The sequence below is a fragment of the Shewanella olleyana genome (assembly GCF_023283825.1).
Lineage (GTDB): Bacteria > Pseudomonadota > Gammaproteobacteria > Enterobacterales > Shewanellaceae > Shewanella > Shewanella olleyana.
Map to the genome: position 1 here is coordinate 53,361 of NZ_JAKILD010000006.1, position 25,471 is coordinate 78,831.

Annotated in this window: 24 protein-coding genes; 10 read left to right on the top strand and 14 right to left on the bottom strand. The window is 41.0% G+C overall.

What is annotated here, in order from left to right; genetic code table 11:
- Positions 1 to 14 precede the first annotated feature (14 nt).
- The 4 genes from L2735_RS05900 to trmJ all read right to left on the bottom strand — a co-directional run bounded on the left by L2735_RS05900 (position 15) and on the right by trmJ (position 3,707).
- Positions 15 to 1,229 (bottom strand): IscS subfamily cysteine desulfurase, encoded by a 1,215-nt coding sequence (locus tag L2735_RS05900; protein ID WP_153916602.1) that lies wholly within the window; start codon positions 1,227 to 1,229, stop codon positions 15 to 17.
- A gap of 79 nt (positions 1,230 to 1,308) precedes the next feature.
- On the bottom strand, positions 1,309 to 1,770 hold the full coding sequence (gene iscR / locus L2735_RS05905; protein ID WP_248983824.1) for a Fe-S cluster assembly transcriptional regulator IscR: 462 nt from the start codon (positions 1,768 to 1,770) through the stop codon (positions 1,309 to 1,311).
- Between the two features lie 312 nt (positions 1,771 to 2,082).
- Entirely contained in the window at positions 2,083 to 2,904 is an 822-nt protein-coding gene (gene cysE / locus L2735_RS05910; RefSeq protein ID WP_248983825.1) for a serine O-acetyltransferase, read from the bottom strand.
- Between the two features lie 59 nt (positions 2,905 to 2,963).
- Positions 2,964 to 3,707: a tRNA (cytosine(32)/uridine(32)-2'-O)-methyltransferase TrmJ gene (gene trmJ / locus L2735_RS05915; protein ID WP_153916599.1), complete on the bottom strand. Its 744-nt coding sequence runs from the start codon at positions 3,705 to 3,707 to the stop codon at positions 2,964 to 2,966.
- A 151-nt stretch (positions 3,708 to 3,858) separates the two neighbouring features.
- Between trmJ and suhB the strand changes: the two genes are divergently transcribed.
- The 5 genes from suhB to L2735_RS05945 all read left to right on the top strand — a co-directional run bounded on the left by suhB (position 3,859) and on the right by L2735_RS05945 (position 7,424).
- A complete protein-coding gene (gene suhB / locus L2735_RS05920; RefSeq protein ID WP_248983826.1) occupies positions 3,859 to 4,662 on the top strand; it encodes an inositol-1-monophosphatase in 804 nt (267 codons plus the stop codon).
- Between the two features lie 204 nt (positions 4,663 to 4,866).
- Positions 4,867 to 5,277 (top strand): phosphate-starvation-inducible protein PsiE, encoded by a 411-nt coding sequence (locus L2735_RS05925; protein ID WP_248983827.1) that lies wholly within the window; start codon positions 4,867 to 4,869, stop codon positions 5,275 to 5,277.
- Positions 5,278 to 5,419: 142 nt separating this feature from the next.
- Positions 5,420 to 5,722: a PilZ domain-containing protein gene (locus tag L2735_RS05930; RefSeq protein ID WP_248983828.1), complete on the top strand. Its 303-nt coding sequence runs from the start codon at positions 5,420 to 5,422 to the stop codon at positions 5,720 to 5,722.
- A 156-nt stretch (positions 5,723 to 5,878) separates the two neighbouring features.
- A complete protein-coding gene (locus tag L2735_RS05935) occupies positions 5,879 to 6,544 on the top strand; it encodes an AAA family ATPase (RefSeq protein WP_248983829.1) in 666 nt (221 codons plus the stop codon).
- Between the two features lie 544 nt (positions 6,545 to 7,088).
- On the top strand, positions 7,089 to 7,424 hold the full coding sequence (locus L2735_RS05945) for a VF530 family protein (protein ID WP_248983830.1): 336 nt from the start codon (positions 7,089 to 7,091) through the stop codon (positions 7,422 to 7,424).
- Between the two features lie 103 nt (positions 7,425 to 7,527).
- Here the strand turns inward: L2735_RS05945 and L2735_RS05950 are convergent, their stop codons facing one another.
- The 3 genes from L2735_RS05950 to L2735_RS05960 form a co-directional block, all read right to left on the bottom strand.
- Positions 7,528 to 8,340, bottom strand: coding sequence for a hypothetical protein (locus L2735_RS05950; RefSeq protein WP_248983831.1), 813 nt, complete (start codon positions 8,338 to 8,340; stop codon positions 7,528 to 7,530).
- 90 nt (positions 8,341 to 8,430) lie between these two features.
- The gene (gene ribA / locus L2735_RS05955) at positions 8,431 to 9,045 is read right to left on the bottom strand and encodes a GTP cyclohydrolase II (RefSeq protein WP_248983832.1); all 615 of its coding nucleotides are present in this window, start codon (positions 9,043 to 9,045) and stop codon (positions 8,431 to 8,433) included.
- Positions 9,046 to 9,130: 85 nt separating this feature from the next.
- Positions 9,131 to 9,487, bottom strand: coding sequence for a YibL family ribosome-associated protein (locus L2735_RS05960; RefSeq protein WP_248983833.1), 357 nt, complete (start codon positions 9,485 to 9,487; stop codon positions 9,131 to 9,133).
- A gap of 304 nt (positions 9,488 to 9,791) precedes the next feature.
- On the opposite strand from L2735_RS05960, the gene L2735_RS19980 reads away from it, so the two are divergent.
- Positions 9,792 to 10,391 (top strand): type II secretion system protein, encoded by a 600-nt coding sequence (locus L2735_RS19980; RefSeq protein ID WP_283104558.1) that lies wholly within the window; start codon positions 9,792 to 9,794, stop codon positions 10,389 to 10,391.
- 39 nt (positions 10,392 to 10,430) lie between these two features.
- On the opposite strand, the gene nrdG is transcribed toward L2735_RS19980, so the two are convergent.
- The 3 genes from nrdG to rssA all read right to left on the bottom strand — a co-directional run bounded on the left by nrdG (position 10,431) and on the right by rssA (position 14,314).
- Positions 10,431 to 10,913, bottom strand: coding sequence for an anaerobic ribonucleoside-triphosphate reductase-activating protein (nrdG, locus tag L2735_RS05970; RefSeq protein WP_248983834.1), 483 nt, complete (start codon positions 10,911 to 10,913; stop codon positions 10,431 to 10,433).
- A gap of 98 nt (positions 10,914 to 11,011) precedes the next feature.
- Entirely contained in the window at positions 11,012 to 13,132 is a 2,121-nt protein-coding gene (gene nrdD, locus L2735_RS05975) for an anaerobic ribonucleoside-triphosphate reductase (protein WP_248983835.1), read from the bottom strand.
- A 210-nt stretch (positions 13,133 to 13,342) separates the two neighbouring features.
- Positions 13,343 to 14,314, bottom strand: coding sequence for a patatin-like phospholipase RssA (gene rssA, locus L2735_RS05980; protein WP_248983836.1), 972 nt, complete (start codon positions 14,312 to 14,314; stop codon positions 13,343 to 13,345).
- A gap of 335 nt (positions 14,315 to 14,649) precedes the next feature.
- Here rssA and L2735_RS05985 point away from each other — a divergent pair, with 335 nt between their 5' ends.
- From L2735_RS05985 to L2735_RS06000, 4 genes are all read left to right on the top strand, one after another.
- Positions 14,650 to 16,035, top strand: a complete 1,386-nt coding sequence (locus L2735_RS05985; protein ID WP_248983837.1) for a DEAD/DEAH box helicase — start codon at positions 14,650 to 14,652, stop codon at positions 16,033 to 16,035.
- A gap of 71 nt (positions 16,036 to 16,106) precedes the next feature.
- Positions 16,107 to 16,544, top strand: coding sequence for a DUF3010 family protein (locus L2735_RS05990; RefSeq protein WP_248983838.1), 438 nt, complete (start codon positions 16,107 to 16,109; stop codon positions 16,542 to 16,544).
- Between the two features lie 163 nt (positions 16,545 to 16,707).
- Entirely contained in the window at positions 16,708 to 17,307 is a 600-nt protein-coding gene (locus L2735_RS05995; protein ID WP_248983914.1) for a M48 metallopeptidase family protein, read from the top strand.
- Between the two features lie 32 nt (positions 17,308 to 17,339).
- Positions 17,340 to 17,774, top strand: coding sequence for an HNH endonuclease (locus tag L2735_RS06000; protein WP_248983839.1), 435 nt, complete (start codon positions 17,340 to 17,342; stop codon positions 17,772 to 17,774).
- A gap of 67 nt (positions 17,775 to 17,841) precedes the next feature.
- On the opposite strand, the gene L2735_RS06005 is transcribed toward L2735_RS06000, so the two are convergent.
- From L2735_RS06005 to L2735_RS06020, 4 genes are all read right to left on the bottom strand, one after another.
- Positions 17,842 to 19,140, bottom strand: coding sequence for a peptidoglycan DD-metalloendopeptidase family protein (locus L2735_RS06005; protein ID WP_428848294.1), 1,299 nt, complete (start codon positions 19,138 to 19,140; stop codon positions 17,842 to 17,844).
- Between the two features lie 407 nt (positions 19,141 to 19,547).
- A complete protein-coding gene (locus L2735_RS06010; RefSeq protein WP_248983841.1) occupies positions 19,548 to 23,273 on the bottom strand; it encodes an AAA family ATPase in 3,726 nt (1,241 codons plus the stop codon).
- On the bottom strand, positions 23,270 to 24,631 hold the full coding sequence (gene sbcD / locus L2735_RS06015) for an exonuclease subunit SbcD (RefSeq protein WP_248983842.1): 1,362 nt from the start codon (positions 24,629 to 24,631) through the stop codon (positions 23,270 to 23,272). Before sbcD ends, L2735_RS06010 begins: the two co-directional genes overlap by 4 nt.
- 61 nt (positions 24,632 to 24,692) lie before the next feature.
- Positions 24,693 to 25,454, bottom strand: a complete 762-nt coding sequence (locus L2735_RS06020) for a TSUP family transporter (protein WP_248983843.1) — start codon at positions 25,452 to 25,454, stop codon at positions 24,693 to 24,695.
- Positions 25,455 to 25,471 lie beyond the last annotated feature (17 nt).

Genomic DNA, 25,471 nt, shown 5'->3' on the forward strand with positions numbered 1-25,471 from the left:
TCGATAATAATGTATTAGTGATGTGCCCACTGAACTTGGTCCAGATCGATACCATCTTTGAACATCTCCCAAAGTGGAGACATTTCACGTAACTTACCGATAGAGTCATCAATTACTTTAATTGCATGCTCGATATCTTCATCAGTGGTAAAACGACCAATTGAGAAGCGGATTGAGCTGTGTGCCATTTCATCATTCAAACCTAATGCACGTAGTACATAGCTAGGCTCTAAACTTGCAGATGTACAAGCTGAACCAGATGATACGGCTAAATCTTTAAGCGCCATCATTAATGACTCACCTTCAACAAAGTTGAAGCTCACATTAAAGATACCGCAGTAGCGTTGTTCCATATCGCCGTTGATATAGGTTTCTTCGATATGCTTAATACCTGCCCATAACTTGTCACGTAGACGAAGGATGCGCGCATTGTCTTCAATCATATCTTGCTTAGCGATAGCAGCTGCTTCGCCTAAGCCAACAATTTGGTGTGTTGCTAATGTGCCACTGCGCATGCCACGCTCATGACCGCCGCCGTGCATTTGTGACTCTAAACGAATACGCGGCTTACGACGCACGTATAGTGCACCAATCCCTTTTGGTCCATACATTTTATGGCCAGAGATAGAAATCAAATCAACCTTGGTTGTTTTCACATCAATCGGTAATTTACCTGCACTTTGTGCAGCATCCATATGGAAGAAAATACCTTTTGAGCGACATAACTCACCAATTGCATTGATGTCTTGAACAACACCAATTTCATTATTCACATGCATGATGCTGACTAAAATAGTGTCATCGCGCATTGCACCTTCAATCACTGATAATGGAATAAGTCCATTGTCACTTGGTTCAAGGTAAGTCACTTCGTAATCTTCACGCTCTAATTGACGACAAGCATCAAGAGTCGCTTTATGTTCAGTCTTACTGGTGATGATGTGCTTGCCTTTCTTATTATAGAAATGCGCAATACCTTTAATCGCAAGGTTACTTGACTCTGTAGCACCAGATGTGAAAACGATTTCACGGTGGTCAGCATTGATTAAATCAGCCACTTGGTTACGAGCAATATCAACTGCTTCTTCGGCTTGCCAACCATAACGGTGAGAACGTGATGCTGGATTACCAAACACACCGTCCATTGTCATAAATTGGACCATTTTGTCGGCAACACGTTTGTCGACAGGGGTTGTTGCGGCATAATCTAAATAGATAGGAAGCTTCATCATACACTCCGTACTGTGCAGTCATCTGTGTGACCACTTACAACGTACATATAATTGTTATCGATACAACAACACAAAGTTATAAAACTACTCTGTGCTCATTCTGCATTTCATCTTGCTTTAAAGAGATAAATTGAACATCTCGTTTATGCATTAATCCAGCAAGTGTAATGCCATCTAAAAATTCTGAAATCTGTTTACTTAAATCTCCCCATAACGAATGGGTGAGACAACGGGAGCCACTTTGGCAATTCCCTTTTCCCTGGCAACGAGTCGCATCTACTGACTCGTCTACAGCATGCACGACCATGCCGACAGAGATTTCATTCGCTTCTTGCCCAAGACGATAACCGCCCCCAGGACCACGAACACTTGATACAAGACCATGTTTACGCAGCTTAGCGAAGAGTTGCTCAAGATAGGAAAGCGATATTCCCTGTCTTTCAGAGATATCCGCTAAGGGAACTGGCCCGGTGGCTGAGTGAATAGCAACGTCCAGCATAGCTGTCACTGCGTAGCGACCTTTTGATGTCAGTTTCATAACGTTTTTTGCTCCCATATACTATAGGGCAATTTCACCATACCCGAGTAAATTAGTCAAGTATTTAACCCACTAAATTACTCAAGTATTATATCTCGTTCGCGTCTAACAATTAAGGTCTTAAAAATTGCAGGGGTATTTAACCTTTTTATATCCCAACATTCAATGCTAGACCGCTATTAATTGACCGAATATGCGATAAAACTGCAGTATGTCAAAAAAAACTGATGACTGAGAAAACCTGACGACCTAAAAATAAAAAAGTCGACACCTTTAAATGGGTATCGACTGGTGATGTTTCAAGTCTAATCACTAAATAATGGGGTCAAATTTATCGATTTCTTGTATTCGCTTTTCTGCAGCTTCTTGTTCAGCTTCATTAAAGTCATCAACGTTCAATTCTGGTAGCTTTTCAGTGCAGACTTCACCGCCCATGGTTTGCACCGCTTGGCAGATTTCTTGTACCTTCGAGTCCATTAAATGCATATGATCAAGCATTTGACCAATAGCACTTGCCACAGGGTCTGGGTTATCTGGTGAAACCGCATAAGCATCAAAGCCATACTTTTTCGCCATTGCGCTGCGTCGCTCTGTTTGCTCTTTCGATTGCTCAGATGGTTTAGCAACAACACGCGCTGGAATACCTACTACAGTCGTGTCTTTAGCCACATCCTTAACCACAACAGAATTAGAGCCTACTCTTGCACCATCATGCATGGTGATTGGGCCAAGAATTTGCGCTCCCGCCCCCACAACAACGTTATTTTCGAGCGTTGGGTGACGTTTACCAGCCTGCCATGTGGTGCCACCTAAGGTAACACCATGGTAAAGCGTACAATCATCGCCAATTTCAGCCGTTTCACCAATAACTACGCCCATGCCGTGATCGATAAAGAATCGACGACCGATAGTGGCGCCAGGGTGAATTTCAATACCAGTGAACCAACGTGAGAAAGTCGATAAACATCGTGCTAGCAGATGCCATTTAGCATTCCAAAGCTTATTGCTAATGCGATGTATCCAAATCGCATGCATGCCAGGATAATTTACTAAAATTTCGAAGCTACTATTCGCCGCAGGGTCGCGGTGATAAATAGATTCAATATCTTCCTTCAATCGCGCTATCACGCCCATGTTACTGCCCTTCTTTTTACCACTATAGATTTTTTACTTTAAATGACCCTAACAGCCACTTACGACTCTTTATCATTTTTGATGTCTTCTTTTGGCATTTTTTTATCTATCGAAGTCAAAATACCTCGCAGAATATTCATTTCTGCGGTCTCAACACGGGCACGACTGAATAAGCGTTTTAGCTTAGTCATAATCTGACCAGGATGGTTTTTGATAATGAAGTTGGTCTTGGTTAACGTTGACTCAAGGTGCACATAAAAACGTTGTAAGTCTTCTGAAAGTGGGTATTCCTCTTCAAAAGTCGCTTTTTCATCTAACGCTAAATGGGCCATACGGGTTTCATAACAAATGATTTGCACCGCTTGAGCTAAGTTTAGCGAGCTGTATTCTGGGTTAGCAGGAATAGCAACATGGTAAGTACACTCTTGCAGTTCTTCATTGCTTAAGCCATGATTTTCACGGCCAAATACAATCGCCACAGGACCTTTTAAACTCTCAAGCGCTAACTTTTCACCCGCTTCTTTCGGAACAAGCATAGGCCAATCTAATGTTCTGCTGCGAGCACTTGTCGCTATCACTAAGCTGCAACCTTCAATTGCCTCAGACAATGAATCAACAATAGTCACATCTTTAATTAAATCTGCTGCACCTGCTGCAAGTGCAATAGAATGACCATCTGGCTGTACTCTTGGTTCAGCAAGGTATAAATTTGATAAGCCCATGGTTTTCATGGCTCTAGCGGTAGAACCGATATTTCCGGGATGCGATGTCCCGACTAAAACAACACGTATATTACTCAGCATGAAACTACTTTAATTGTCTAAAAAACTATTTGCGGATAGTAACACAAGCTGTAATTAATTCCTTATATGAAAATCTGCATTTGATAAACCTGTCAAAATGCGTATAATTACGCGGCTGATTTATTCGTTCTTTAACATCCAGGGGATTGCTATGCATCCGATGCTGACTATTGCCACGCGCGCTGCACGCGCTGCGGGCCAAACTATTATGCGCGCCTATACTGAACTCGACAAAGTTGAAGTTGATTCAAAAGGTCTAAATGACTTTGTAACAAGTGTAGACAAGGAAGCAGAAGCTACCATTACATACCAAATTCGTAAATCTTACCCAGATCATACGATTGTTGGCGAAGAAGACGGTGAAAACCGTGGTTCTAATAAAGATTATGTATGGATAGTCGATCCTTTGGATGGTACCAACAACTTCGTTCGTGGTATCCCTCATTTCGCAGTATCTATCGCGGTTCAATATAAAGGCAAAATTGAAGTTGCCGTTATTTACGATCCTGTTCGTGAAGAATTATTCTCTGCAGTACGTGGACAAGGCGCTAAAGTTAATGAATTCCGCCTACGCGTAACGGGCGTAAACGAACTTGCTAATACCATGATTGGTACTGGCTTCCCGTTCAAATCACGTCAACACACTGAAACCTACATGAACATTCTAGGTGAAGTATTCCCTGTATGTGCTGACATTCGCCGTGCAGGTTCTGCTGCGCTTGATTTAGCGTATGTAGCGGCTGGTCGTTTAGACGGTTTCTTCGAAATCGGTCTTAAGCCATGGGACATCGCAGCAGGCGATTTAATCTGCCGTGAAGCTGGCGGTACTGTTACAGATTTCACTGGTAACCATAATTACCTAGCCTCTGGTAACGTTGTTGCAGGTTCGCCTAAAGTGACTTCAGAATTAGTCAAAATTATGCGCCCTTTGTTGAATGATGGCCTAAAGCGCTAATCACTCATCTAACAACATACCGTTAGAACATAAAACCGCCAGACTTAATTGTTGTTGGCGGTTTTTTTATGTCTGCGATTTATCAATGGCTTATTGTATAAATCATATAAATTTATCTTTTTTGATCTGGATCACTCAGCAAACTGGCGCCTAGCAGAATATACTGAATTATCAATTAGATTTATAACAAGAGATAACATCAATATGTCGCTCCCTATCCTTCGCCAAATAGGCATCAAAAGCCTAAAGAGTGTTGAACACGTCGTTTTATTTATTATTTCCGTTGCGACAGTGTTTGCTATCGGCGAAGAGATTCTGCATATGTTCGAAATAAGAACAGTAGAACTAGCTGATTTACTTCTATTATTTATCTACTTAGAAGTACTCGCGATGGTCGTCAATTACCTAGAGTCTGGTAAACTGCCGATCCGAATGCCGATATATATCGCCATTGTGGCCCTCGCCCGTTACTTAATTCTTGATATGAAAGGCATGGATGACTGGCGTATCCTAGCAATATCAATATCTACAATAGTATTAGCCTGTACAGTTATTGTTATTCGCTGGGGACAACTCAAACTCCCTTATCCAAAGAATAAAGATTTAGACCACTAACTAAAGCTGGTTCTATTTCGACAGTATTTATAAATTAAAGCGATAAGTGACTAACTTATCGCTTTTTTTATTGATTGTGATTAGTATAAATAAGTGCATTAATTATGCTCAATAAAAATAGCAAACACGGAGCGACGCGGCGATGTCTAATGAACCCACAGGATTTGAAGAAAAACGAAACTCACTACGAGTTGATATGGAAGCCGAGCGCATTTTATTGCATTGGATTAATGCAGAGGGAGAATCCCAAGAAGATTATGGTGTCTGCATTGATTTAGCCCGTAAAGGTATCTTGATAGATTACAAACAAGCATTTGCTCTTGGAGATTTGATCGCCATTACCTTTAACCACAACACAGAAAAACAGAATACCATTAAAGGGCAAGTTTGCCGTTGCTGTGAAGCAAACCCACAAAGTTTTCATATTGCATTGCAGTTACTTTGATACCTCGCCAATAGTAAGTTAGATTTCCATTTATAAAAATCTGATTATTGATATACAAATTTTATTACTTTTGATTTCAATACTTCTGATTTAATGAGTTATTTTCTACTATGCTTAATTTAGGCTTATACGTATCTCATCAAATAAGGGCGCGCTATGATAATACTGGTAGGTGGAGAAAAAGGTGGCAGTGGTAAAAGCTGTTTAGCTCAAAACCTCGCTGTGTACGTAACCCAAACCTTTAAAGCCAATGTATTAATGGTTGATTGTGACCCACAACGCACTACGTCTGATTGGATCCAAGCCCGAAATAACCAAACCGATTTAAAACCTATCAATTGCATTCAACTCTACGGCAAAATTCGTAACGATCTTTTGAGTTTAGGTGAACGCTTTGACTATGTCATCGTCGATTGTGGTGGCCAAGATAACCTTGCTATGCGTGCAGCCATGTCAGTCGCGAGCTACGTTATGATCCCATTACGGCCAAAACGTCGAGATTTAAAAACCTTACCACACATGGAAGACATGCTTAGTACCTGTAAGATGGTCAATCCTAAAATGGTTGCTACAGTCGTTATCAGCCAATGCCCTGCGCTACCATCACAATTCAAACGAATATTGGAGGCAAAAGATGTAGTGAAGTCATTCGGACTGACTGCACTAAATGCCGTTACCTTTAACCGTAATATTTATGATGATAGTGAAGAAAGTGGCTCATCTGTATTGGAAATAGATCCAGAGGGTAAGGCAGCTCAAGAAATTTCAGCAATTGCTGAAGAGCTTTTTGCGATTCCAGCCGACGATAGCTACGAATTTTAACGGTTAAAATAAACTACTGTTTTCCATAGCCTTATCAATCACTCAATAAGATTGATTTAACATAAGGTCTTGTCTTGCTCTGAAGTATCCTGAAACGCCACCCTAAAAATTGATCATTTTTCAGACACTGAATATTAGCCCCTTTAAAGCCTACTTAACAATAATGTTTCGTTAGTTATAGCTTTAGACTAGGGCGTGTTGATCTTTGCTGGTTGAATTTTGTTCGAGTTAAAAGTGTTTTAATTGAGGCGGATGGATCGATGCCTAGTCATCTAAGCGAAAATCATCCAACAAAGAGTAAAACACTTTTAGTCGAACCCTTTGGGCAGCGTTTGTTGACCATTTTTACTGCATTATCGACTTTTTATGTAGAATAACTACACCACAAAGTCTCTACCTTGTATAAATGGTCAACAATTCGCTGCAAAAACAACCTTGAAAGATCAACACGCCCTAATAACTTGTTCAGGCCTTTTTGTTCCGTATTCAGCTTTATTGCTGCTGATGTTATAATACCCTCAAATTAGTTAATTAAGTCTGAGTAATGACACAAGCAAATAACCCACTTCACGGCATTAAACTAGAAACAATCGTCAATGATTTGGTTGATAAATACGGTTGGGAAGAATTAGGCAGTCGCATTAATATCCGCTGTTTTAATGATAATCCGAGTGTGAAATCCAGTTTAAAGTTTTTACGAAAAACGGAGTGGGCTCGCGATAAAGTTGAATACTTGTGGCTAAAAACTAACAAGCTTCCATTACCAGCACCAAAGCCATATGTTGAAAGAAACACTAACACCAAAGATACGCCGGTAAATAAAGAGTCGAATAGCGATAAAAGTACTGAAGGGGTTAATGCGAGTATTTGGGGTAAATAAGGTAAAAGACCTTAAACTTCAGAAATCCCAGAACCACATTATAAACATATAAAAAAGGCATGAATTATCATGCCTTTTTATTAGGACTGCATGTCAATATTAACTACATCGGAAATTCAAAAATCAGTCGCCATACTTGTAACTCGCCGTCTGTTTGATAACTAATACCAAATCTGTCGGTACTAAACCAACCCCAACCAAATGGTTTTGATAAAGCCAAAGTTGCACCGATTTCGTAAGTGCTTGATGTTTGAACATCCTCATCTAACGGAGTGATAAATTTAAGCTTATTGAAATACCAGCGCCCTGCAACAAACAACCTAGGCTCTACTGTGTAATCCCCCCAATCCCAATGCTGACCAATACCAAAATCAATACCTGATTGCAGCACTGAATAACTTTCAGAGCTGTCATTAATACTGCTCTTATACCCTGCATAATAAATGCGGTTAACCCACACTGGAGAGTATTTGGGCTCCTCTAATTCATAGAGTGCAGATATACCCGTTGAGACTATCCCTACATTACTAGAGTTTGAGAAGTTGTGACCGTAACCTAAATCTAAATAGCTTTCGAGTGTCAATTGTTCATCATAGAGCCATTTATATTCAATCCCTGGCGTAATGGTCATTGTACCAACACCATCAGGTAGTTGGCCTTCGGGTAAATCATTAAAAGAATAGTCAAAGAAGCCCAATGAGATAGGTAATCTTAAGGTGAGAATATGATCTTCAGATTCTTCAATTTCAAACGCAAACGGAATATTAACAACAGCGGCCTTTTGCCCTGATGCTCGATAAATACCACTACCAATGTAATTTGCAAATGCGTAATGAGAAAGATCGGGATTATTTGCCTCATCAGCATTGCTGCTAGGTATGATAAAAAAACTAATAAAAAGCGCTGCAAATAACATTGCAACGCTTTTAGAATTGATTAAGCTAAACGCTTTCAATTTTGATAACCCACTTTTAAATGGCCACAGAGATGTTGACTTAATTAATTATTATTTATCGTCATCAACAAAATGATGCTCAGTCATCAAATGACCTAGCTCAGTTGACTTTGTTTTTAAATAATCTTCATTGTAGCGGTTTTTCCCCACCTGCAAAGGCACTCTTTCAGCAACTTTAATCCCGACTGATTGCATTGCTTTGACTTTACGTGGGTTGTTTGTCATAAGCTTAACGTTAGTGACACCAATTTGTTTAAGCATAGGCTCAATCATATCGTACTTACGCATATCAGCTTCAAAGCCTAAACGCTCATTGGCTTCTACGGTATTAGCGCCTTGATCCTGTAACTCATAGGCGCGGATTTTATTCAGTAAACCAATACCACGTCCTTCTTGACGTAAATAGAGAATAAAACCTTGACCATTTTCAGCAATGTTTTGCATCGCGGTTTGCAGTTGGAAACCGCAATCGCAACGTAAACTAAATAAAGCATCACCCGTTAGACATTCTGAATGAATACGACCTAACATAGGTTCGGTGGCGTTTAGCTCACCATAAGTTAACGCCACATGCTCTTTGCCAGTTTCTGTATCTTCGAAACCATGCATAGCAAATACGCCCCAAGGCGTTGGTAACTTAGAAGTGGCGATATATTTAATCGACATGGATAAACCTTTAAGACAACGCTCAATCCTTGAGACTTTTCATCCTTGAACTGACATTTATGTCATGACTATTTCGAATATTGGACTAGAATTTTGCTGGTGCAAAACCGGTGACAACAGTGATATTCATTTCACGGCCCATAGCTGTCATTGGATGAACAACTACAAGTCCTTTTACTGATTTTTTCAGCTTGCCCATATCAGCTTGTTCAGCTTTAGTCAGTGCGCGATTGAATTTTAGACCTTTAACTTCTTGGCCTTGCTTATTCAATTGGCGCGATTGCTGGTTTTTCAAACTTGCAATACGCTTAGTGACAGTGGCAATTTCTTTCTTAAACTGCATGATAATGGCTTTATCTTCACGAGCTTCAGCTGCAGCAAGCTTACGACGAAACTTCTCTGCTTTATCATTTAATGCTTGCAGTTCTTCTTTTAAATTCATTTTATTACCTTAATTCTTTCATGTTATCGATAGCAATGAGTTGTTTTGATATCGAACAACACTTTTTCGAACGCAAATTATATACCTAAAGGGGTTGAATTAGCTAACTTGAAAACTCGTTACAGCGCATAAATTTACCAATTTATCGGAACAGATACTGATCCATTGCCCAATGACTATAAATTGCACTATGATTACCATATTGTTTTTGTCATCTTTAGTTTCATTTCAATAGCATTCAACAAGTAAACATTCGCTCTAGCCCGCTATCTTTCTTAATTCAAAAACCTTGGACTCCTTGTTAATGAATAACAGCACATATTCCAATCATTCCTCTAACTCAGGCTTTACGTTGATTGAACTGGTCGTTGTCATTGTGATCCTCGGTATTTTGGCTGTGGTCGCTGCCCCTAAATTCCTTTCAATATCAGAAGAAGCGCACACGTCAGGCATTCAAGGGGTATCTGGTTCTTTTAAAGCATTTGATGATTTGGTGTTTGCAAAAGCAGCGATTCTAGGGATTGAGAAAAACGATCGTAATAGCAGTTCAAATTCTACTGACCTACAAGGCGGTTTTTTCCTTGATTCAGGCGAGTTTATTCAAACCATTTACGGTCATCCTTGGGTTTATAGTCAAGATGCATTGAATTATATATTAGAGGCGAGTTTGCAAGATGAAGGGGTTAACTTGCCCGATCAACAATGTGTCACCGGTGAAGATTTTTGCTTTATGTTATTTGAAGGTTCAAGCGGGCCAACAAGTATTGGCGTTCCCTACATTCCGGGGAACTCAGTGGTTGTTTATTACCCCGGATACAGCGTAAGCGATCAATGCTTTGCATACTATGTTTTTGATAGAACTGATAATGATGTCATTATTGGCGACAATATCACGGGTTGTTAACGCTGCAGTCGTGAGTTAGCTGGTCACTTTGGGCACTTCTCAATTTACAACGAGTAAATCACGGATATCGTGAATAACTTGATTACTACTGCCGCGCCATTTAAGGCTTGGGTCAGCCAAGTCCTGCTCAAATTTACCATCCACTAATACGTCTACATATGACAATATTTGTTGCTGCTTAAGTGACATTTCATCCAGTTTATAACCACTCCAAAGCCATATATCTTTATCAGGGCACTCAGCCTTAACCCGCTGAACCAAGGATAGTATTGCTGTTAGGTTTGCAGGAAATAATGGATCGCCACCAGACAAAGACAAGCCTCTGCGTTTGATTCGACTATCGTTTAAGTCAGCAATGATTTGATCTTCCATCTGTTTGTCTACTTCATGACCCGAGCGAGGATCCCAAGTCGACTGGTTATAACAACCACGACATTGATGCTCACAGCCAGAAACAAATAAGGTACAGCGAGTACCAGGGCCATTAATCACATCAACAGGATAATATTGGTGGAAATTCATCACATTTACCTTAAAGAGTCATTTTAAACGACAGTAAAACTTAAAAAATAAGGCGCTAATGAGCGCCTTATTTGATTGAGCAAGTTTAGCGAAATAGATTAAATATGCTTAACGCGACGCTTTACTTCTTCTTGTTTACCGTGGTTGAACGGTCTTGCATCAGGGCTACCTAAATAACCACATACTCGGCGTGTTACTGATACACGGCTCGGCTCATGGTTGCCACATTTAGGGCAGACAAAACCTTTACTCGTACAGTTAAATTCACCCACAAAGCCACAATCGTAACATTCATCAATTGGCGTGTTCGTACCGTAATAAGGCACACGGCTATAGCTGTAATCCCATACGTTCTCTAATGCTTCAATATTGTGCTGCATGTTAGGGAACTCGCCATAACAAATGAAGCCACCGTTGGTGATTTCTGGGTATGGTAATTCAAAGTCAATCTTGTCGTACGGGTTCACTTTCTTTTCAACGTCTAAATGGAAGCTGTTAGTGTAATAACCTTTATCAGTAACGCCTTCAACTACACCGAACTGTTTAGCATCTAGCTGACAAAAACGACTGCACAAGTTTTCACTTGGGGTGCTGTATAAACTAAAGCCGTAACCCGTTTCAGCCTTCCAAGACTCAGTAGCACGCTTCATCACGTTAATAATTTCAATCGCTTTAGTACGTAATAACTCGCTATCAAACACGTGTTCTTCAGTACCATACAGAGCATTGATCGTTTCATGTAAACCAATGTAGCCTAATGAAATTGACGCTCGGCCATTTTTGAAGATTTCAGAAATATCATCATCAGCGTTTAAACGAACACCACAAGCACCTTCCATATAAAGGATTGGCGCAACACGTGCTTTAACGCCAACTAAACGAGCAATACGCGTATCTAAAGCTTTACGAGCCAATGTCATTCTTTCATCAAGTAAGGCAAAGAAAGCTTTTTCATCGCCCTTAGCTTCAATCGCAATTCTTGGAAGGTTAAGGCTCACAACGCCTAAGTTATTACGTCCTTCATGAATAAGTTCGCCATTCTCTTCGTAAGTGCCTAAGAAAGAGCGACAACCCATTGGCGTTTTGAACGAACCAGTTACGCGCTCAACTTGTTCATAGTTAAGAATATCTGGGTACATGCGCATTGTTGCGCATTCCAATGCCAGCTTCTTCACATCGTAATTACTATCTGTCGCTTTATGGTTAACACCATCACGAATAGCAAATACCAATTTCGGGAATACCGCTGTTTTACGGTTTTTACCAAGGCCAGCCATACGTACTGTTAGAATCGACTTTTGAATTAAGCGTGACTCCCAACTCGTACCAAGGCCAAAACCAAACGTCACAAACGGAGTCTGACCATTGGCAGTATGTAGTGTGTTCACTTCATATTCTAAAGACTGAAATGCGTCATGACATTCTTTCTCAGTTTGCGCCATAGCAAATGCTTCAACATCGCTGACACCCCACTCTTTACCAATAACAAGCTGCTTTTGGTAACTCTTTTGCACAAATTCAGCTAGCACTTCATCGATACGGTTAATAGTTGTACCACCGTAGATGTGACTCGCCACTTGAGCAATAATTTGCGCTGTCACTGCCGTTGCTGTTGAAATTGATTTAGGTGTATCAATCTCAGCATTACCCATTTTAAAGCCATGGGTCATCATGCCAGCTAAATCAATCAGCATGCAGTTAAACATTGGGAAGAAAGGTGCGTAATCAAGGTCATGATAATGCAATTGACCTGACTCATGTGCCGCAACGATATCTTTAGGTAATAGATGTGATTTAGCGTAATGCTTAGCCACAATGCCTGCTAATAAGTCACGTTGAGTTGGAATAACTTTCGCGTCTTTATTGGCGTTTTCGTTAAGAATTGAGCTGTCGCTTTGCTCAACCAAACCACGAATTTCGCAATTAAGTTTACTTTTAGCTTCACGACAAATATCACGGTCATGACGGTACTCAATATAATGACGAGCCACCTCTTTATGAGGCCCTTCCATTAATAAGTTTTCAACCAGATCTTGAAGGTGATGAATTTGCACTTCTTCTTTGTTTGAGACCTGCTCTCTGATCACAGATGCAACCGTAGCAGCGTAATCTACATCCGCCATACCTGTAGCCGTTGCCATCGCAGCAACAATCGCATCCTTAATTCTAGACTCATCAAATAAAGTCCGACAACCGTCCCTTTTAATTACTACAGGCATTATTTTTACTCCATTTATGCACAGGATATAAACACTATATATCCACAGCAAGAAACCAACAAACACTAGATATGGTGTATTAGGCAATAATGAAGTCTATAAATCCATGATCTAGATCATAGTTTTACAAGGGTAAGTGAAATGAAAAATATTACTGCCAAGCTCTGCACTATTTCGAAATTCAGAGCTTGACCACGGTATTTAAAACCGCTAACGCCCCAAAGCTGAGTTGATTAAATGCGCAGTTTGGCGCACTGATTGACGGCCAGCTTCGATAGCTTCAGCCGCGCGATGAAATTCCATTGTGCCAATATCTGCCAGGTGCGGAACCAAGCAAACATCCGGTGGATCGCCCATCAATCTAGCCCGCTTATGGCGCTGCTCTAAAATGTCCATAGACTGAGACATCACCGCTATCATTCCCGGGTGTGACTTGGTTGACATCGAAAACTTTTCAGTGAGCCCAGTAATATATTCTTTGCCTTTACCCAAAATATCCATAAAGGGCGATTCCGGCTGAGTAGCTTCTTGTTGCTGCTTTTCAAGTTCGGTCGGGGCGCGACTTTTCATTTGTTGCGGCAACAAATGCATGCTATTTCGGCGATGACCATTCAAATCAACCGCGATAACGACATCCACATTCATAGCACGGCACATGGATACCGGTACGGGATTAACTACTGCACCATCCACCAACCAACGATCTGCCAATTGTACTGGCGGCAAAAATCCAGGCATTGAACATGACGCCCTTACTGCATGACGTAAATCCCCTTCTTTAAACCAAATTTCCTGGCCAGAATATAAATCTGTCGCAACGGCTGCAAACGGTTTTTTAAGCTGCTCAATATTAAGTTCGCCAATGCGGCTAGCTAATACATCGAAGACTTTTTCGCCGCTAATTAACCCACCTCTTCGCCAACTGAGATCCATCAAGCCTAAAACATCCCAACTTGAAAAACCACGCACCCAAGTTTCTAACTCATCAAGATGATCATTGGCATACGCCGCGCCAACTAATGCGCCGACAGAACATCCCGCCACTTTATCTGGATATACGCCCATCTCGGCGAGCTCTTTCAAAACGCCAATGTGAGCCCAACCTTTAGCTGCACCACTGCCGAGCACAACACCAATGCGTAATTCTTTCGTCTTGCTTGAGTCGTTGGCAACATCCGACATGTTTATCGACATCCTTAAACTGAAATTAATGGAAATTTAAATAACCTGAACTCGGGATAAGAAGTTAGTTAAACTTTTGAATTATAACACATTTCCCTTCAATCTTATTCTAGAGAGATATTTTTGCTTAGAACAAGGCAAATTTGTGCGTCAATAGCTGGCCTATTGCAAACAAATTTAACGCCGTTATCAGTAAAAATAACCTCTAGAAAGCAAGTTGTTATCCCGAGCTCAGGTTAAATAGTAAAAACGCAGCATAACTGAGCCTTAAGCTGTTGGCTATCTCAGGCTTACACGTTATAATATCTGGCTATCATTTTTTAGGGGATTTACCTTTGTTATTTACCGATTTTTCTTTAGACAAACGCTTACTTGAAAGTCTAAAGCATATGGGCATTTCTGAGCCAACTGAAATTCAGCAGCAAGCCCTGCCGATTGCCCTCGCGGGTAAAGATTTAATGGCATCATCAAAAACCGGTTCAGGTAAAACCCTGGCATTTTTATTACCTGCGCTGCAGCGTGTAATATCAACAAAAGCCTTATCTAAAAAAGATCCACGGGTACTTATTTTATTACCGACTCGTGAGCTTGCTCAGCAAGTGTACGGCCAGTTACGCTTATTAGTCGCCAACACCCAATATAAAGCGGTAAGCATTTTAGGCGGTGAGAACTTTAACGATCAAGCTAAGTCGCTATCTCGTGACCCTCACTTTATTGTTGCTACACCAGGCCGTATTGCCGACCATCTAGAACAACGCCACCTTTACCTAAACGGTTTAGAGTTGCTCATTCTTGATGAAGCCGATCGCATGCTTGATTTAGGTTTTGCACCGCAACTTAAAGCTATTAATGAAGCTGCGGATCACAAACGTCGACAAACATTAATGTTTTCAGCCACGCTTGATCATGACCATATCAATGATATTGCCGCGACCTTATTAAAAACGCCGAGCCATGTTGCTATTGGGGCCTCGCATAACGAACATAAAGATATTACACAGCGTGTATATTTAGTCGATCACTTAGATCACAAACAAGCACTCTTGCAGCATATATTGAAGAACGAACAACATAAGCAAGTGATTATCTTCACTGCGACTCGTTCTGATACAGACAGATTAGCAAAATTGCTTGCTGAACAAGGTTTAGAAACTGCCGCATTAAGTGGTGATTTAAATCAATCAGCTCGTAACCAAATTATGGATAAGTTCAGCCGAGGCCAACAAAAGATTCTGGTCACAACGGATGTAGCTTCCCGTGGCTTAGATTTATTAAACGTGTCATTAGTGATTAACTTTGATATGCCAAAATTTGCTGAAGAATACGTTCACCGTATTGGCCGTACAGGTCGTGCTGGTGCGAAAGGTGATGCGATTTCTTTAGTGGGCCCTAAAGACTGGGACAGCTTTAAGAAAATCCAAGTATTTTTACGCAAGAATTTCGACTTTTCGACCATAGAAGGTCTACAAGGCAAATTCAAAGGCTTAAAAGAAAAGCCTAAAGCAAACAACAAAAATGCTAAAACCAGCGATACTAAAGCAGCGAGCAAAAAACGCAGCACTGCCAATAAACCTAAAACCGCACCTAAGCGTGACAAACGCTTTATTACCGGTGTTGATATTGGTGATGCACCGATGCGACGTAAGGCGAAGCCTGTAAAAATTATCGAAAACGATAGCTCAATTGTTCAAGATGATGAACAAGAGCTTAGCGAAGATTAAACCCAATTTAAGCCTAATGCTGCTTTCGCTGCGTTAGGCAAAATCAAACTAGTACCAAAGTAAGGTGAAACATGAAAATTTGTGGCGTGGAATTAAAAGGTGGCGAAGCCATCATTAGCTTATTAACTTACGAAGTTGAAACATTCAATGTACCTGAGTGTCGTCAAATCTCATTCAGCATTTCTAAATCGGCTGAAACAGAATCAATCCGTGAGTTTCACTTTGCTTTCCACAAATTAATGGAAGACTACAAAGTTGACGAAATCGTCATCATTGAACGCGAGCAAAAAGGTAAGTTCGCAGGTTCTGCAACGAGCTTTAAAGCAGAAGCGGCAATTCAAATTACTGAATTACCTGTTAGCATCATCAGCCCAGTGATTATCAAAGAAGAGCTTAAGCGTAATCCGCCTCAAGCTGACTTAGAAACTTTAGGTTTAAAACGCGTGCAATTATCTGCTTTTGAAGCAGCATATGCGCAACAAAACCGTCGCATGTACGGCAAAGTCTAATATTCTGACTTTATCCAATTAGCCTATCTGTTTTAATGATTAACGTTTATCAGATAGGCTTTTTGTTATTCATCCACAACATCTCATCTAGCGAGCTAACCCCATGAGCTCAAATAAGCCTTCTAAAACACCTCGAGCTGCACCTCCTAAAGCACCGCCTAAAATGCCTATCAAGGCAAGCTCAGCTAAAGTTATCGCCGCAAGAGATACACTGGCAAGCCTTGTCACCAGTAAAGATGTTAAAGCAAAACAGCAACAACAAGCCCACCTTAAATATATTGCTGGTTACTCAACCAATACCATAGAACAAGTTAAGCGCCATATCGCCAATGACAGCTTAGAACGCTTATTGTTAAGCCGATATCCACGGGTCCATGAGATCCGCACTGATAAAGCCCTATATGACTATGCAATGGAGTTTAAGCAGCAGTATTTGAAGCAATCAGATCCATTATCAAAAGTCATTTTTGATGAAAAGATAAGCCTAAGTCATCAAGCTCTGGGGCTACATACTTATGCTAATCGCGTTCAAGGCAGCAAAGTTAAAGCCAAAAACGAAATACGTATTTCATCAAGACTTAAATATGTGCCAGAGCCATTATTAAGAATGGTGGTGATACACGAGCTCGCTCACCTTAGAGAAAAAGACCATAACAAAGCCTTTTATCAATTGTGCACCTATATGACTGCTGATTATCACCAGCTCGAATTAGATTTACGCTTACTACTAACATGTATTGAATTAGGTAAGACGCCGTATTAACCTGATTAAGTCATTATTATTGAGACGTTATTATGTATGTCGCTACTTATAGATCTGAAGGACGTAAAACTAAACGTTATAAATCAGAGAAATCTGCCCTAAAATCCATTCGTAACTGGTTAAAGCAACATGAGCAGCAAGGTTACTCTGTTGGCCTAATGGGGCCGGACATTCCCCCTACCGAATTTCATGATTGGGAATTAATGCCATTTGATGAGCCCAAAACGGTTTCGTTTTATAACAGCAAAAAATGGATTAATTTAAAAGCTGAAGCATTTGTTCGTTACGGGAATAAATGTGCTTGTTGCGGTCGCTCACCTGAAAACAATGTCATCATGCACGTTGACCATATAAAGCCACGCTCAAAGTACCCTGAGCTCGCATTAGACATAAACAACCTACAAATACTTTGTGAGCACTGTAATACAGGAAAATCTAACAAGTTTGAGACAAACTGGAGAGAATAAAAAAACCGCCTTTAATCAATGATTAAAAGCGTTTTTTTTAATTGATAAGAATAATTAAGCTAGTTGATTAACCTAAATCCATCATCATTTGTTTGCTACTGACTAATTGTTTGAATTCTGCCATTTGCTTCTTAGGTAATACAGACGCTTCCACAATACTCACTTTCATAGGGTTCGCTGGGCGACCATTAACATGGAATTCATAGTGCAAGTGCGGCCCTGTCACTCTGCCAGTATTACCTGTTAAGCCAATCACTTGGCCACGCTTAACTCGCTGTCCTTTACGTACTAAGAATTTAGACAAGTGTAAGTAACGGGTTCTAATATTATTATCGTGCTCAATCACAATATACTTACCCGCAAAGCGGTGATTAGTAATCATTGATACCACACCATCTCCAGGTGCAACCACTCGAGTACCAATTGGCGTTGCGAAATCGGTTCCATTATGCGGTGATACACGCCCAGTAACAGGATGCTTACGATGCGGGTTAAAGTGAGAAGATAGTCGGAATTGACGCTCTAGCGGAATACGCTGGAAAGCGCTGGCTAAACCTTGACCACGCTCATCATAAAAATTGCCATCAACGTTTTGAAAGGCATTGACGTTATTTCTTCGCGTATTAATTCTTACCGCTTGTAACTGTGTATTCCCAGTTGAAACCCCTTCAATGTATTGATCGTTCATCAATACATTAAAAGTATCTCCTGCGCGTAAATCTCGCGAAAAATCGAGCTTGCTAGACAGTAAGGTTTCAATGGTTTGAATGTTTGCGGCGCTGAGTCCTGCTCGCTGAGCAGATAAATAGAACGAGCCATTAATCTCGCCACTAATAATACGATTTTGCCAGATGCCTTCGATATTTATCTCTTCAACACCATAAGTGCCATCATCAAAGCGAGTGAATATCACTTGATAAGCTGGATTAAAATACAACTCAAGTTTGGTCAGGTTTTGTTGCTCGTCCTGAAAGAATTGAATTCGGTTGCCTAAAGACAATGTATCTAATGCCAGCACGTTTAAATCAGCCTCAAGCACCTTATACATGGTCTGTTGGCCAATGCCGGCTAGTTCGAATAAGTGACCTAAGGTGTCACCATTTTGAATCACACGCTCAAAATTAGGTTTGATTGGTTCAACAATTTCAAAAGTTGATGGCGTTTGTGTGATTAAGGATTCTATATCCAAAGCAACTGGAATGCGCTGAGAAGAAAACTCTTGCGGTGTTGGCCATAACAAAGCAGCTGCAACAACGAATACGCTGGCAAGTAATAGTTTTCGATGTAATGCAGGTAAGCTAGGCACTTTACTCAATCGTGCTTGTAACTCACCTCTGTTAGCTGAAAGCAATCTCGGGTCCGCCATTTATACGTAAAAAAGTAATACCTTTTAGCTAAGCCGAGTCGACAAGTTGTCAACCTACAGAATGCGTACTTAAGCACTAGAAGATATATTAGCGACCTGTTATACCAAATAAATAGCCTAATAAAAATATAAACTATCGTTTGAACTGCATAAATTTGAAGTAGACAAAGCCCGAGCGAACAGTATTTCTGCAGTCGATAAATGAAAGTAACATGCTTTGATAAAGTGTGTTATCAGAAGTTAGCGCAACCACTGATTGGTGAAACAAAGAACAAATTAACTGCCGCTTTAGAGTTAGCGAATTAAGTACGGTTTTAGCCAAAGCCATAAACCGCACTCAAAAATTATTTACAGACTCAAGAAATGGGTAACTGTCAGATCAAGTCTGAGCTACTACATATAAAAACTTAGCTTGCTGGCGCCTCGAACTTATATTCAGCTTGTAAGCGACTCACTCCGAGTCCATTCATCTTATCCACTTTGATTTGCACACTAATACGCTCTTTCATCGCTTCAATATGACTAATAACCCCAATCATTTTGCCTGAAGCATTAAGGTTATCTAGTGCATCTAACGCTGTGTCTAACGTTTGGCTATCCAAAGTGCCAAAACCTTCATCTAAAAACAGCGAATCAATACTGGTTTTATGACTGACCAAATCTGATAGCGCTAAAGCCAATGCTAAGCTGACTAAAAAGCTTTCACCTCCAGATAAAGTCCGCGTGTCACGCACCGCATCACCTTGCCAAGTATCCAAGACTTGAAGTTCAAGCGCCTCTGATTGCTTACGCTCTAACAAATAACGACCTTGCAACCTGTCCAGTTGACGGTTCGCCAACGTGACCAGATGATCCAACGTTAGCCCTTGAGCAAATTTACGGAATTTATCACCTCTTTGCGATCCAATAAGAGAATGTAAATAGGCCACATCATCATAGTCTTGTTTTGCTTGAGTCAGTTGCTGAATTAATTGCTGCTGATTAGCTCGTTTGCTCTCATCTTCTTGTAACTGATGCGTCACCTGCCATAACTGTTGCTTCACTTCTGCAAGACTCGTTTCAACTTGTTGAAGAAGCTCCCCCACTTGTTCTATGGTTTTATCAACATGTTCAAGCTGGTAATCCAGTTGACTGCCCTGAGCAGTTAATTCTAAAAATTGACTGTTTGCTTGCTCTACTAAGGTATTGGCTTTAACGATTTCTTGCTCTAACTGCTGTTTAAGTTGTTGTAGTGATTTACGTTGCTCGCTTGGCATTACCGCTTGCTCAAATTCAGCTTGGCTTGCAAACGGGCTTTGGGATAACGCCTTATCAAACGCGCTTTTCGCGTCATTTAATTCCTGAGTTAAGCGCTCAACTTGTTGCTGATTCGCTTGAAGCTGAGCAACAGCCTTATCAAGTTGCTGCTGCATACTTGCCCGCGTATCACTAACTTGAGTTAACGCTTGCTCGGCTTGTAGCAATAACTGTTGGCTTTTGTGTTTCTCATCAGTACATTGCTTATCGGCAAATAAATCAAAGCGTTGCTTAGAAATAATACCGAGCTCTGCGGTAACTTGCGCTAATTGAGTATCAGTCACGCCCAGTTGAGCACTAATATCTTGATGTTGAGTTAACAGGTTCGCCGCTTTTTGCTCGGATAACTTATGCTGCTGAGCTAATTGCCCTTGCTCCTCAATAGCTTGTAGCCATTGAGTTATCTGCCCCTCTAACTCTGCTAGCCAAGATCCAAACTGGTTCATTTCAGGCATAGTTAACCCTGCATTTTGCACGCTAGTTTGGCTATCAGCTAATAGCTGTGCAAGTTGCTGCTGAACGTCTTGTTGCTGTTGTTGAACTTGTTGCAATTTTTGCTGTTGAGTTTGGGTTTGCTGGGTCAGTAAATTTAGCTGATGCTGTTGCTGCTCCGCTTGAGATTGAGCCAGTTGGAATTGTTCAACTAATTGTTGATGTACACCATTATGCTCACGAACTTGACTAAGCTGTTGATGTAATTGCAGTTGCTGCTGCTCTGATTGCTCAACAAATTGGTTAAGTAATTGACTATCAATCACATGATTAACTGGCGCAAGGTGGTTTAAAGCTAGGCGTTCAATAATTTGCTGATACTCTGCTAAATATTGCTCACATTGTTGCTGCTGCTTTGTTTGCTGTGCAGCTAACAACTCAAGCTGGTTATGACACTGCTTAATATCAAAATTAAGCTGCTCGCCTTTGGTTTTAATAATATTTAATGCATCTGACTGAGTTTGAAAACGCACTTCAGTATCACTGACATCTATCGCTTGATACTGATCAACTAAAGGATGTTCAGTAGCGCCACATAAAGCGCACGGCTCACCTTGAATTAATTTAGCGCGCTCGGCAGTGAGATTAACAATTTGCTGCTCTTGTTTAAGCAGGTTTTGTAAATCTTTTACCTGTTGATTTTTCTCGCTCCATTCACTGCGCACTTGATTAAGCTGCAGCTCTATTTTTGCAACCTGTTCGGTAAGCTGAGTTGAGTCATTCAAGCCTTTAGTTAATTCTTGCTGCACCTCAGAGTGTAACTGCGATAATTGCTGCAACCTGCTGCGAGAGACTTGCTGGTCAATGAGGTTCTGGTATTCAGCCTGTAATGCAGACTCTGAACTTGTCCCAAGCAATTGTGTTAACTGTTGATCACTGGCTTGGCATGCCGCTGATTTAGTTTTGGCATCAGCTTGAAGCTGCGCCAAATGATGTTGATGCCGTTCAAGTTGCTGCTGATGCTGTAAGCCCTGTTGATTATGCGCCTCAATTGAAGCTATCAACTCGTTATCTTTTTCGACTAGACCAACATAGCTTGTCGCCTGCTGCTTCCACACCGCAATATGACTTTGAATCAACTGCCCTTGAGGGAAACGCTCAATCAGCTGGACATTATTGCTCTGAGCTTGCTGTATGGTATTTAATTCAGCGTGAGTTTGAGTTTGCTCACTCTCCAAACTTTGTATTTGCGTGAGCTGTTGTTGCTTGGCCTTTTGTTGCTGAGTAACCTCAAATTTCAGTTGCTCAATTTTGTTGTCTAATGGCTGAACTTGCAGCTCGATTAAGCTGATTAATTGCTGATGCTGCTGCTTTTGTTGATCACAAGCTAGCTGTTTAACATCGTGCTGAACCACAGCTTGATCAAAACTTGTTTGATGCTGCAAGCGATCATGAGTCAGTGCCTGCTGCTTGTTTTCAGCTTGAGCGTGAAGCTCGTTAAGCTTATTTAAGCTACTAAACAGAGGTGCGATGATTTGTGCAGGCTCACTCGCGGTGAATTTTGCAAGTAATGGCGCTTGCGCTGACTTTTCCGCTTCTGCTGCGGCTAAATCTTGTTGGCTTTTATCAAGCTGCAACTGCGTTTTATAGTAACTCTGCGCCCAAGTCAGCTGCTGTTGATACTGCTTCACTTGGGTTTGTAACTGAATAGATTGCTGCTCTAGTTTTTGTGCATCTGCGCGTTTATCAGAAATTTCGGTTTCAGTTAACAATTCAACGCTATCAGTTTTAGCCTCTAGCAGTTTAAGACTCTGCTTTGCTTCACTAAAGTTAACGTGAACTTGTTCTGAAATCAGGCCATAAATTTCGGTGCCAGTTAACTCTTCTAATAGTTCCGCCCTATCATTAGCATCAGCATTCAAAAAGGCGGCAAACTGCCCTTGTGATAGCATCATAGACTTGGTGAATCTGGCAAAATCTAAACCCGTAACCGATTCTGTTAATTCAGTTTTCTGTTTGACTTGGCTAGCAAGAATTTTTCCTGAATCAAGTTCTGCAAGTTCAACTTGCGCATCTTGCAAATTACCGTCAATTTGGCCTCGTGAACGACGTTGGCTCCAAAAAGCGCGGTAGCCTTTGCCTTTCACTTCAAACTCAACCTCAGCCAAACAATCACTGGTGCCGCGAGTCATCAATTCATTAGTGGTTTTAGAGATCACTTTTAAACGAGGTGTTCTGTGATAAAGCGCCAGACAAATTGCATCTAAAATGGTGGTTTTACCCGAGCCTGTCGGCCCAGTGATGGCAAACAAGCCATTTTCTTTAAAAGGTGACTGAGTAAAATCAATCTTCCATTCATTTTTCAGCGAGTTTATATTTTTAAATCGTAAGCTGAGGATTTTCATGCTTTATCCTCCCCAAGGTCAGCCTTACTCACCTTGCTAGCGCCAGTATCTAGGTTAGCGTTTGTATCTCGGCTAGTATTTGTATCTAAGTTAGCGTCAGAATCTAGGTTAGTGCTTCGCTCTTCGACTTGGGCAACCACCTGCTTAAATTGAGACTTCACTCTGGATAAGCGCGCTTGTTGCTCAGGTTCTGAAAAGTCCTCTTGGGCTAGTCTTCGCGCGAAAACATCATCCACAGACAACTCTGATAAGGTTTCGTTATCTAATTGCTCTATTTGCTGCTGACGCTGACTGCGAGCACGTTTAAGCTGCAAAACCTCCACGGCTAAAGGTTCAGTAATATCCGCAATACGAGTCTGTAAATCGCTTAAAAAGTCCTGCTGAGCCACCTCAATACTTAACCAAGTTGTTTTTTGAGGAGTCATTGATTCAGCATCACTAAGCTTGCACTCAAATTCAGTTAAGGCTTGTTCAATATCCGCTAAACTGCCTTTTAAGCTTGCCATCGCTTGAAAACGTGGCACTTCGATGGCTTTAACGTCTGCAAGGCTCGCCTGATTAAATTCGGCTAAAAATACACTCTTCTCACCTGACAACTCATCAAAACTGAGTGGAATTGGCGAGCCGCTATAGCGAATATGTTCAGTCTTTGCGATTTTTTGTGGTCGATGAATGTGCCCTAATGCGATGTAATCTGCATCAGGAAAAAGCGTTGCATTAAACGCATCAAGACTACCAATATAAATATCTCTGACTGATTCACTGGTACTCGCGCCCACTGTAGTCAAATGACCTGTGGCAATAATAGGTAATGCTTGAGGTTGCTGCTTATTAATGCGCTGAGCCTCACTGAAACATTGCTCATATAAGGAGGCAATTTCATTACCAAGCTTTCGCTGTTTATCAGTGCTCGACTCACCCGATTGACTAAGCACTAGATCACGGGGACGTAAATATGGCAAGGCACAAACGATGGCACAGGGGTTTTGCTGCTTATCATTAACAACCACTATGTGTTCACTTACATCATCTAACGCACCAGGAATAACGGTGGCATTAAGGCATTCCAGTAGCTGCTTAGACTCACCGAGCGTCGCAACCGAGTCGTGATTACCACCTAATACAATAAGCTTACAACCTGTCGTTTGGATGTCGACAATGAACTGATTATAAAGGCAGCGAGCATAACTTGGCGGCGTGCCTGTATCAAAAATATCACCAGCAATAATCAGCGCATCCACATCATGAAGCTGTATTTGCTCTAATAACCACTGCATGAACAATTGATGCTCTTGGGCGCGGCTTTTTCCGTAAAAGTTCTGACCTAAATGCCAATCCGAAGTGTGAATAATGCGCATGAAAACCTTTTTAAAATCGTAATTTGAATACTTGATCTAACAATCCGTGTATATCGAACCATTAACCGTATTGAGCCCATAGTAATTTAAAGCTCATCAAAAATGACATGGTCACAACAAGAGGCTTAATTATCTTCACGCCTTTTGACATCACTAAACGCGAACCTAGAGTCGCGCCGATGGCTTGGCCTACCAGCATAATCAAACCTAAAACAATAAAGACTTGTCCACCAATCAAAAAGAAAATCAGTGACGATATATTGGTAGCAAAATTAAGGATTTTGGCGTGAGCAGTGGCTTTAGCTAATCCGTAGCCTGCAAGTGATACAAACGCGAGCGCGAAAAAGCTTCCGGTTCCAGGTCCAAAAAAACCATCATAAAAACCCACGCCTAGCGCTGCGGTAAAAGCAAACATGGTTGGGGTTAACACTTGTTGTTTATCATCCTCGGAAATCTTTTTCGAAAATAAGAAATAACAACCAATAGCTAAGATTAAGAAAGGTAGTACAAGCTGTAAAATAGTCACATCAATCATCTGCACTATGATGGTACCGACAGCAGCGCCAACAAATGCACAAATAATGGAAAGCCTTGCTTGCTTTAGGTTAATCATTCCTTTGCGAATGAAATACAAACTGGCAAAAAAGCTACCACCACAGGCTTGTAGTTTATTGGTGCCAAGCGCAGCCGCTGGAGGTAAGCCCGCCCACATTAAAGCAGGAATAGTGAGTAAACCGCCGCCCCCAGCTATCGCATCAATAAAGCCAGCGAGAATAGCGACAAAGAATAGAATGATAGCGATTTGTAAGGTCAGTTCGAACATGGGAATTTTCTTGAATT